We start from the raw sequence: 6,428 nt of genomic DNA on the forward strand, positions 1-6,428 counted from the left end.
CGTGCTTCGCGCAGATGGGCCAGGATCTCGGCTTCGGTCTGGGTATCGACCGCCGACAAGGTATCGTCGAGCAGCAGCAGTGGCGCATCGGCCAGCAAGGCGCGGGCGATGGCCACGCGCTGGCGCTGTCCGCCGGACAAGGTCAGGCCGCGCTCGCCCACCGTCGTGTCATAGCCATCCGGCAAGCGGACGATATCGTCGTGGATTGCCGCCAGGCGGGCCACCCGCTCGATATCGGCGCGGCTGGCGTCGGGCCGGCCCAGGGCGATATTGCCGGCAATGGTGGTGGAAAACAGAAAGGCCTCTTGCGGCACCCAGGCCATGGCCCGGTGCAGGGCTTCCAGATCATAGTCGGCCAAGGGCTGCCCGCCCCAGCGTATCGTGCCGGCTTGCGCGTTGTAGTGGCGCAGCAGCAGGCGGATCAGGCTTGATTTGCCTGCGCCGGTGGGGCCGACCAGGCCGAGGGTCTGGCCGGCTTGCAGCTTGAGCGATATGCCGGCCAGCGCATCGGCTGCCTGGCCCGGGTAGCGGAAATGCAATTGCTCAAACGCGATGTCTGGCGGCGGGAGCTGGTTGATCCGGCCGGCATCGACCACGCAGGGCGGCGCGTGCAACACCGGTTCCAGCCGTGCCCAGGCGGCGCGGCCGCGCTCGATCAGACTCAGCACCCAGCCGGCAGCGAACATCGGCCAGATCAGTTGGCCCAAGTACATGCTGAAGCCGGTGAGCTGGCCCAGGGTGAGCTGCTGCTGCCACACCAGATAGCCACCCAGGGCGAGGATCAGGGTGCCGGCGCAAACCAGGGCAATGCCCACCGCCGGCTCGTAAGCGGCCTCCCAGCGCTGCGCTTCGTAGCTGGCGGTGGCCGCGGCGTCGGTCAGCCGCGAGAAATCGCTGGCGCTATGGGTTTCAAGACCCAGTGCGCGGATGGTGCGCACGCCGGCCAGCGTTTCCTGCACATGGTCGTTGAGGGCGCCGAAGCTCGCCAGTGCATCTTTGGCTGCCTGATGGATCTGGTTGGAGATATGCCAGAACGCCAGCGCCATCAGCGGGAAGGGCAGCAAGGCCACCAGGGCCAGCCGCCAGTCGATGCCGGCCACCATGCTGCCCAAAACCAGCAAAAAGGTGAGGGTGCCATCGAAACCGGCCAGCATGGCTTCGCCGGCGGCCATTTCCACCGTGTCGGCGTCATTGGTGGCCATGGCCATCAGGTCGCCGGTGCGCTGCTGCTGATAAAAGCTTGGCCCCTGTACGGTCAGCTGCCGGTACAGCCGGGTGCGTAGCGCCATGCCGAGTCGGTAGCTGGCGGTGAACAGCTGCATGCGCCAGCCTACCCGCAGCGCATAGATCAGCAGCCCGGTCGCCAGCAGCCGCCCCAAGGGCGCGAGCGTGGCGGCGCCGGTTTGCTGGCCGCTGACCAGACCATCGACCAGGCTGCCCACCTGGCGCGGAATCGACACGGTGAGCAGCGCCACGCCGAGCAGCATCAAGGCCGACAGCAGATAGGGCCGCCAGTGCTGCCGTACAAAGCCGGATACCAGCTGGAATAAGGTCATATGCCTGCCTGGATGGGGAAACGGGCCCTGCTTGAATATGCAAAACGGCACCGCCAGGGTGCCGTTTTGCATGGTGATGTGCGCTACGCTGCGCCCCGGCAATATGCAGGCGCAGGCCGCAGAGGCATCAGCGACGCTGGAAATTGCCCTGGCGACGCGGACCCGCACCGGCACCGGCGCGTTCGTCCTTATGGCGGAAGCTGACGCGTGCCTTGGTCAGATCGTAAGGCGACAATTCGACGGTAACCTTGTCGCCTTCCAGGATACGGATGCGGTGCATGCGCATCTTGCCCGATACATAGGCGATCAGTTCCATGCCGTTTTCCAGCTTCACCCGAAAGCGCGTATCCGGCAGCACCTCGGTTACAACACCTTCCATTTCAATCAGTTCTTCTTTTGCCATGTGGCAAGGCTCCGGCGCCATGCGGCGCAATCCGCGCACGACGCTTCAAAAGGTAACAATAATCGCCGCGGCGGCTGCCAGCCGGCCATGACGCAGTGTTTGCCAGCAAGCACCGCAGTGGCGGTCTGGCAGTATTCGGCAGGATGCCGGAACAAGCAAAGGGGCAGTCGCCGTGGCGATTGCCCCTGAAGGCAGCAGCAAAGACTGCCGCAACAATGTGTATTGTAACGCTTTTTTCAGCCAAGCCTGAAACTGCTTGCAGATCAGCCGTCGCCACGGGCGCGGGCGCTCGCCCGTGGTCGTTCAGCCCTGCAAGGCCAGCTGTGGCCGAATCGCCAACGCGGCGAGGGTGTGTCGCAGACCCGCGACCACGCCCATGGCGCAAGTGATCAGTAGCGCCGCCAGCAAGGCCCAACCGAGATAGCTGGTTTGCACCACGAAATCGGCTTGGTAGTGCTGGGACAACATTGCTGCCAGCGGCAAGCCGATCAAGGCGGCCAGCAGCAACAGCGCGGCAAATTCGCGCCCGAGCAGGCCGGCAATGGCGCTGGATGGCGCGCCATACAATTTGCGCAGGACGATTTCACGGGTTTTGCGCCGCACCGTGTAAGCCGCCAGCGCATAGACGCCAAAACCGGCCAGCAAGAGTGCCACCAGGCTGGCAGTGCCGATCAGCAGCCCAAAATTACGCACATCGGCATAACGTTCGTCGATGTATTGCTGTACCGGCGCAATGATACTGACATCGTCGGGAAAATAGCGCGGCCACAGGGCCTCGATTTGCCGGCGTGTAACTTCGACAGCATTGGTCTGCACCGTAAAGACGCCGTTTAACTTGCGCTTGGCGACATATATTTTCGGCCCCATCGGCTCGCGGGCAGACTCCAGGCGCGTATTGCCGACAATGCCGCGGATGATGCTCTGGTCGCCATTGGCGGTAATGGTCTGGCCCAAAGCCGCGTCAACGCTGGTGAAACCCAGGGCGCGCATGGCCATTTCGTCGATGAGCAGCGCCTTCTCTTCACCATCGGTCAACTTCTGGCCGGCCAGTAGCGGTATGCGGTATTGCGCCAGATAGTCAGGCGTTGCAATAACGATTTGCACCTCGATGGGCGCTTGCCCGCTTTGGCTGGCGCTGGTATGCCGGCCATGCCGACCGCGACCGGGCAGGTCGAGCGCCACAGATACCGATTGCACGCCAGCCAGGCCTGCAATGGCATTGCGCAAGGCGGACAGCTGCTCCTGTTTGGCGGTGTCCGGCGTATCGACCGCCAGCAAACCATCGGTATGAAAGCCAAGGTCCTGATGGCTGGCGGCGCGCGCCTGCAACACCACCACCAGGGCGGTTGCCGACAAGGTGATGGCGGCAGTGAATTGCACCACGGTCAGCGCGCGGCGTAGCTGGCGTCCGCCTTGGCTTTCTTCCTGGCCACGCCCGGCCAATGCTTCGCTGCTGCGCGTACCGATGGCGATCCACGCCGGGTACAGCCCGGTGACCACGCCGAGTAACAAGGCCAGGCCGAGCATGGCCGGCATTTGCCAGCCGGTGAACAGCGCATCGGCCAGGCGCGGAATTTCCATCATCTCCCCCAGTATCGGGGCCAGCAGCCAGGCTAGCAGTAGCGCCAGCACACTGGCCAGTGCCACGACCAGGGTCGATTCGACAATGAATTGGGTAACGATTTGCCCAGCGCTGGCGCCGAGCGATTTGCGCAGGCCGATCTCGCGCTGGCGCTTGAGGGTACGCACCGTACTCAGATTGACGTAGTTGATCGAGGCCAGCAGCAACATCACGCCGGCCGCCGCGATCAGGCTCCATACCAGGCGGCGCTGGCCTTCGTTACCGGCGCCATCGAGCGCCAGATGGGCAAAATCGATCAGACGGAATTGCTTGATCGGCTTGCCATCAACCTTGACCTCCTGTGGAGTCTTCGCCGCATAGTCGGAACGGGCGAACTGATCGGCAATCAAGGCCTCGATGCTGGTGGTACTGGCACCCGTTGCCAGTCGTGCCCAGACTGTGCCGGCATTCAGCCCCCAGTGGCGAATGGCATCCTGGTAGTAGGGCCAGCCCTGGGTGTTCGGCAAGGACTCGAAGCTGAGCAAGGCATCGCCTTCGAAGGTGCTGCGCACCGGCAGGGGCGCCAGAACCGCGCCAACGGTCAGCCGGTAGCCGTTCATGCTGATTACCTTGCCGATTGCTGGCTGTTCGCCAAACAGGCGCTTGGCGGCATCTGCAAACAGGGCAACCTCCCCCGGCCGTGCCAGCACGGCACGCAGATCGCCGCTGAGCGACTTCAGTGCGAATATCTCGGTGAGATCCGGGTCAACATAGGCGGTTTTCAGTTTGAACACCTGTTGATCCACCCGAACCGACACTTCATCGTCGCGGTAGCGGCTGATGGCGCTCAGCGGTGCGCCGGCCTGTTTCAGGGCACTACGCAGCACATAGGGCGATTCAGAATGCCACGGCGTCTGGTAATGGTTGCGCAGGTCGCGGCGTTCGATCTGCACTACGCGTTCCGGCTCAGCGACTTCCCGACCTTGATTGACGATGACACTGACCAGCGGCGCGATCAGCAGGCAGGCGGCCAGCGCAATCGCCAGGCCCAGTATCACCACCAGCGAGTAGCCCGGTTCGGCTGCCAGCTGGCGTGCCGCGATATGGAATTTCTTGATGTGATGGAACATGGGTTTCTCCTCAGGCAGCCATGGCATCAACCAACACACGGCCATCGAGCAGGCGCAAGGTGCGCGAGGCCTGGGCGGCGTGGCTGGGCGAGTGAGTGACCATGATCAGGGTGGTGCCTTCGGCGTTGATATCGCGCAGGATGCGCATCACCTCGTCGCCATGGGCGCTGTCGAGATTACCGGTCGGCTCGTCAGCCAGGAGCAGGGCAGGGCGCGATACCAGGGCACGGGCGATGGCCACCCGTTGTTGCTGGCCGCCCGATAGCTGCGAAGGCCGGTGGTCAGCGCGATGGCTGACGCCGAGCTTGGCCATCACCTCGTCGACCCGGCTACGCCGCTCGCGTATCGGCACATCGCCGTATTCCAGCGCCAGACCGATGTTTTCGGCCACGGTCAGCTCGTCGATCAGATTGAAGCTCTGGAAAATAAAGCCGATGCGGCCACGGCGCAGCTGGTTGAGGCGGGCCTCGCTCCAGCCGGCGACATTGTGGCCGTCGAACCAGTACTCGCCGCTCGATGGGGCATCGAGCAGGCCAAGGATGCCGAGCAGGGTGGACTTGCCGCATCCCGAAGGGCCGGTAATGGCAAGGTATTCGCCGGATTCGATATCGAGGTCGATATGGTCGAGCGCGGTGGTTTCGATATCGCCGCTACGGTGGACTTTGCACAGATTTCGCAGTTTGAGCATGGTGTTTCTCCTTTGTGTTCAATGTGTTTGTGCTGGCGCCGGCGTGGCGTCGGTGTATGTCGTGGATGATGGCAGGGCAATATGGCTGGCTTGCCTTGCCACCGGACGGTTCGCCGGCGGCTGTGTCGCAGCGCAGGCAAGGCGAGCAATCAGAGCGGGGTGGATCATCAGGCTCATGCTGCCGCGTCCTTGATACGCAGGGTTTGTGCTTCGCGGAAATTGCGATAGCTCGATACGATCACGCGCTCGCCGGCTTTCAGGCCGTCCAGCACCTCGATTTGCCCGCCAGCGCGGCGGCCCAAACGTACCGGGCGATGGCTGGCGTGCTGTCCATCGGCATCGAGCACAAAGGCCCAGCTGCCGCCCGAGTCGGCATAGAAGGCGCCGTCACTGAGCAAGGTGGCCTTGGCTGGCTGGCCCAGCGTCAGCCGGCTATCCACGCCGAGACCCGGCTGCAGGCCGGTCGGCATGGCGCCGTCGAACTGCAGTTCGATAGTGAAGTGGCCATCCTTGATCTGCGGGTTAAGGCGCGCCACGGTCAGTGCATAGTCGCGCTCGCCGATATGCACGCTGCCCTTGAGCCCGAGTGCGGTGCGGTTCAGATAGAACTCGTCGACATTGGCTACCAGCTTGTAGCGCTCTGGCGTATCGATGCGGCCGAGCCGGTCATTCGGTTTTACCGACTCGCCTTCCTGCAGATGAAAATCAGTGAGACGGCCATCGGCCGGGGCGCGCACCGCCAGCGCATCGGCGGTGGCGCGCACCAACTTGAGGCCATCGTTCAGGCCATTGATGGCGCGATCCATCTGATTGATCGACTGGCTGCGCGTGCTCTGCTCTGCCTGCGCCGTGCTGCGCGCATTGGCGAGCAGGCGCTTTTGCTGGTCGAGCTTGTCGGCCGACTCTTCCAGCGCGGCGGCCGACAAAAAGCCCTTGGCGGCAAGTGCCTGGTTACGCTTGTGGTTTTTTTCTGCCCTATCCACTTCAAATTCAAGATTGCTCACTTCGCGCTGATGGTCGCCCTGTCTGGCTACCAGGCCGACCTTGAGCGAAGACAGATTGGAGATCTGCTGCGCCACATCCGATGCCC

At 63.4% G+C, this 6,428-nt stretch carries 5 protein-coding genes; all 5 read right to left on the reverse strand.

What is annotated here, in order from left to right; genetic code table 11:
- A partial coding sequence (locus ACE3OH_RS17735) for an ABC transporter ATP-binding protein (protein ID WP_374356190.1) occupies positions 1 to 1,556 on the reverse strand: 1,556 nt, incomplete at its 3' end.
- Positions 1,557 to 1,683: 127 nt separating this feature from the next.
- Complete coding sequence (gene infA, locus ACE3OH_RS17740; protein WP_374356193.1) at positions 1,684 to 1,959, reverse strand: translation initiation factor IF-1; 276 nt, start codon at positions 1,957 to 1,959, stop codon at positions 1,684 to 1,686.
- A gap of 303 nt (positions 1,960 to 2,262) precedes the next feature.
- Positions 2,263 to 4,650: an FtsX-like permease family protein gene (locus tag ACE3OH_RS17745; protein ID WP_374356196.1), complete on the reverse strand. Its 2,388-nt coding sequence runs from the start codon at positions 4,648 to 4,650 to the stop codon at positions 2,263 to 2,265.
- A 10-nt stretch (positions 4,651 to 4,660) separates the two neighbouring features.
- The gene (locus ACE3OH_RS17750; RefSeq protein WP_374356199.1) at positions 4,661 to 5,338 is read right to left on the reverse strand and encodes an ABC transporter ATP-binding protein; all 678 of its coding nucleotides are present in this window, start codon (positions 5,336 to 5,338) and stop codon (positions 4,661 to 4,663) included.
- Positions 5,339 to 5,511: 173 nt separating this feature from the next.
- A partial coding sequence (locus ACE3OH_RS17755; protein WP_374356202.1) for an efflux RND transporter periplasmic adaptor subunit occupies positions 5,512 to 6,428 on the reverse strand: 917 nt, incomplete at its 5' end.

The organism is Chitinimonas sp. (assembly GCF_041904975.1).
Classification (GTDB): domain Bacteria; phylum Pseudomonadota; class Gammaproteobacteria; order Burkholderiales; family Chitinimonadaceae; genus Chitinimonas.